We start from the raw sequence: 3,898 nt of genomic DNA on the forward strand, positions 1-3,898 counted from the left end.
ACCCCCGGCCCCGGGCCCCCCCCCCCGAGCGGGGTGCGGCCCTCGTCGAGCCGTGTCGGCTCGGTGCCGGGTCAGTACGCCGCGAGGATGTCCACGACGAAGACGAGCGTCTCGCCCGCCAGCTCGTGCGTGTTCTCGTCGCTCTTCTCGCCGTAGCCGAGCGACGGCGGGATGACGAGGAGCACCTGGCTCCCGACGGTCTGGCCAGACAGGCCCTGGGTCCAGCCGGCGACGACGCCGCTCAGCGGGAAGGTCGAGGGCTCACCGCGGTCCCACGACGAGTCGAACTGCTCGCCGTCGAGCTTCCAGCCGGTGTAGTGCGCGATGACCGTCTGGTCCTCGGTGACCTCGGGGCCGGTGCCCTTGATGAGCGGCTGCACGACCAGCTCGGTCGGCGCGGTGTAGCCCTCGGGGATCTCGATCGACGGCTTGCCCGTGTCGTCGAGCGTGACGACGGGCAGGCCCTCGGCCGGCGTCACGGCCTCGCCCTCGGCGCGGTCCGGGACGTCCGCGGGGTCGGGAGCGACCGGGGCGTCCTTGACGGCCGTGACCTCGCCGACGGTGAGGATCGCCGTGCCGTCCTGGCCGGGCGCCGCGAACAGGAAGCGGGTCCCGACCTTCTTGCCCACGAGCACCTCGATGAGCTGCGGGTACACGTTGTCGTCGAGCGGGACCGACTGCGCCGAGTCGTCCACCCAGGTCGACCCCACCTTGGAGCCGTCGGCGCCGGAGTACGCCGCCTGGTGCAGAGTGACCTCCTGGCCCTTGGCGATCTCGTCGCCGTCGCCGTCGTTCAGCGAGATGGCCGCCGCGCCGGACACCGCGAACGGCGTCTCGAACTCCACGGTGGGCTCGGCGCCCGGGTCGCCGGTGACCGTCACGGCCTCGAGCGCCGCGACGTCCTCGGGCGCCGACGTCGCGGCGTCCGCGCTGTCGGACTCGGACGGGCTCGGCGACGTCTCGTCGCCGGACCCGCCCTCCGACGAGCAGCCGGAGAGGACGAGGGCGGCGCCCAGGGTGAGCGCGGCGACGCCGCGCAGGGTGCGGTGCTTCACGAGGGGGGTCCTTCGGGTCGGTGGGACGGCGCGGGGCCGTCGGGTCTGGGCCGCACCCCGCAGGACGGCGGTCGTCGGCGTCCCGGGTCGGGGCCGCCTCGCGTCCGCACGCCGGGTGCAGCACCGGCGCGGACACTCTAGCGGTCCTGCCTGGGCACCCGCTGGGAGCCTCCGGCCCGGCGGCTGCGCCGGACCGTCGTCCCGCCCGTCGGCAGCCCCCGCGCGCGGCGCCCGGGGGAGAATGGGCGCATGCCGTCCCGTCGACCGTCCCGCAAGCGACCCTGGGGAGCGGAGCCCGCGCCCCTCGACCTGGACCGTGCCCTCGGCGGCGCGCGCCGCGAGTCCGGGGCCGACGGGGAGTGGCAGGTCCGGACCGTGCGCGGCGGGTCCAAGACGTACCTGTGCCCGGGGTGCAACCAGGAGATCCCGCCCGGGACGGGCCACGTCGTGGCGTGGCAGGAGGACTCGTTCTTCGGCGCCGAGACGGCGCTCGACCACCGCCGGCACTGGCACACGTCGTGCTGGCAGGCACGCGGGCGCCGTCGTCCCCGGTAGAGGTCCGCGATGGACGAACTAGGCTCGACCCTGATGAGCACCGCACCCGATCCCGCGCCCGCCGGAGCCGACGCACCGGCCGGTCCGACCCCCATCCGGTCCCTGACGGTCCTGCCCGCACGGCGCGAGGACGTCGAGCTGCACACGGCGGACGGGCTGACGCTCGTCGGCGAGCTCGCGCTCCCCGCCGACCGCGACCCGGTCGCGACCCTCGTCACGTTGCACCCCCTGCCGACGCACGGCGGCTACATGGACTCCCACGTGTACCGGAAGGCGGCGTGGCGCCTGCCCGCCCTGGCGGACCTCGCGGTGCTGCGGTTCAACACGCGCGGGACGTCGTCGCCGCGGGGGACGAGCGAGGGGTCGTTCGACGGCGGCGAGGCCGAGCGCTACGACGTCGCCGCGGCCATCGAGCTCGCGGAGTTCCGCGACCTGCCGCACCGCTGGCTCGTCGGGTGGTCGTTCGGGACCGAGCTCGCGCTCAAGCACGGGACCGACCCGGCCGTGGAGGGCGCGATCCTGCTGTCTCCGCCGCTGCACCGCGCGACGGACGAGGACCTCGACCGGTGGGACGCGTTCGGCAAGCCCCTCGTGGTGCTCGTCCCCGAGCTCGACGACTACCTGCGCCCCGACGAGGCGCGCCGACGCTTCGCGCGCGTGCGCAACGCCGAGGTGATCGGCGTCGACGGCGCCAAGCACCTGTGGGTGGGGGAGCCGTCCGTGCGGCGCGTGCTCGACGAGATCGTGGGCCACGTCCGCCCCGGGTTCCCGCTGCCGCTGCCGACCGAGTGGTCCGGCGACGCGACCGGGGCCGTGACCGCCGAGCGCGACACCGCCGACTCCGACCAGGCGAGCTACGACGCGAGCCGGTCGGACGGCGTCGACGACTGACACCCCGGCGGGACGGTCGAAGCCGTGGCACGGTGGGACGAGACCTGACGACGACCGAAGCACGACCTGAGGAGGACGACGTGACGACGGCCCCGCTCGAGACCTTCACGCTGCGCGAGGGGTACGGGACCCCGCTCGTGCTGCTGCACGGCTTCCCGCTGGACCACCGCATGTGGGCGGACGTCGCGGCCGCGCTGCCGGGCGAGCCCACCGTCGTCGCCGTCGACCTCCCGGGGCTCGGCGCGAGCCCGCTGGCGGGCGGTCCGGCGTCGATCGACACCTCCGCCGACGCCACCGCCTCCGCGCTCACCGCGGCGGGGATCACGCACGCGGTCGTCGCCGGGCTGTCGATGGGCGGCTACGTCGCCCTCGCGCTCGCGGAGCGGCACCCCGACCTGGTCGCCGGCCTCGGGCTCGTGGACACCAAGTCGACCGCCGACACCGACGAGGCCGCCGCCAACAGGCTGCGCATCGCGGACGACGCCGCGCGGTCCCAGACCGTCGACGCCGTCCTCGGCATGCCGGGCGTGATGCTCGGCGAGACGAGCAAGGCCGCGCGCAAGCACCTCACCGCGAGGCTCGAAGAGTGGATCCGCGGCCAGCGGCCCGACGGCGTCGCGTGGTCGCAGCGCGCGATGGCGGCCCGGCCGGACCGCACCCACGTCCTCGAGGCGTTCGCCGGCCCCGTGGCCGTCGTCGTGGGGGAGGAGGACGCGCTCACGCCCGCGGCAGAGGCGGAGCACATGGCCGACGCCGCGCCCGCCGCGCAGCTGGTCCTCGTGCCCGGCGCCGGGCACATGAGCGCGGTCGAGGACCCGGCGGCCGTCGCGGACGCCCTGGCCGACCTCCTGGCCCGCGCCGCGGCCTGACCGGGCGGGCCGTCCCCGGCGTGCCGGGGGCCGCCGTCGGTCAGCGCCCGTCGAGCACCAGCGCGAGCGCGTCCGCGAGGTCGATCGACTCGCCGTCCCGGCCGCCCTTGCCCAGCACGAGCGGCGGGTCCGACGGCTCGACGTCCACCCCGCGCAGCCGCCCCAGCACCGTGCCGGGCACCCCGAGGACGTAGAACTCTCCGTCCTCCCCGACGGCGACGCTGCGGTTGCGGCGCAGGTACCAGCCCTTGAGCGGGGTCCGGTACGTGGCGCTGCCGTCGAACGACCGGGCACGCAGCGGCTCGGGCGCGAGGCCGCGCTCACGAGCGCGCACCACGAACTCGGCGAGGAGCGCGCGCGCCGCGGCGCTCTCCCGCGCGCGCTGGCGGTCGAGCTCGCGTTGCTGGTGCGCGGCGGCCTCGGGGGGGGGGGGGGGGGGCCGGCCGCTCACCGGCGCGCGCCCCGGCGCCGCGCGGGCGCGCGGCGGGCGCCGGCCCCCGCCGCGGGCGGGGGGGCGGGCGAGACGAG

The 3,898-nt window shown here is 76.6% G+C and carries 5 protein-coding genes; 3 read left to right on the forward strand and 2 right to left on the reverse strand.

All coding sequences use genetic code 11. The features are described from left to right. Positions 1-71: 71 nt before the first annotated feature. A complete protein-coding gene (locus ACFWH7_RS20865; RefSeq protein ID WP_378219571.1) occupies positions 72-1,055 on the reverse strand; it encodes an FKBP-type peptidyl-prolyl cis-trans isomerase in 984 nt (327 codons plus the stop codon). A 249-nt stretch (positions 1,056-1,304) separates the two neighbouring features. Between ACFWH7_RS20865 and ACFWH7_RS20870 the strand changes: the two genes are divergently transcribed. From ACFWH7_RS20870 to ACFWH7_RS20880, 3 genes are all read left to right on the forward strand, one after another. Then, complete coding sequence (locus tag ACFWH7_RS20870) at positions 1,305-1,610, forward strand: hypothetical protein (RefSeq protein WP_047232918.1); 306 nt, start codon at positions 1,305-1,307, stop codon at positions 1,608-1,610. Between the two features lie 33 nt (positions 1,611-1,643). Then, a complete protein-coding gene (locus ACFWH7_RS20875; RefSeq protein ID WP_378219574.1) occupies positions 1,644-2,501 on the forward strand; it encodes an alpha/beta hydrolase in 858 nt (285 codons plus the stop codon). A gap of 80 nt (positions 2,502-2,581) precedes the next feature. Beyond that, positions 2,582-3,370: an alpha/beta fold hydrolase gene (locus ACFWH7_RS20880; protein ID WP_378219576.1), complete on the forward strand. Its 789-nt coding sequence runs from the start codon at positions 2,582-2,584 to the stop codon at positions 3,368-3,370. A 40-nt stretch (positions 3,371-3,410) separates the two neighbouring features. On the opposite strand, the gene ACFWH7_RS20885 is transcribed toward ACFWH7_RS20880, so the two are convergent. Next, positions 3,411-3,898, reverse strand: a 488-nt coding sequence (locus tag ACFWH7_RS20885; RefSeq protein WP_378219578.1) for a hypothetical protein, incomplete at its 5' end; no start/stop codon positions are given.

The organism is Cellulosimicrobium cellulans (assembly GCF_042723955.1).
Lineage (GTDB): Bacteria > Actinomycetota > Actinomycetes > Actinomycetales > Cellulomonadaceae > Cellulosimicrobium > Cellulosimicrobium cellulans_H.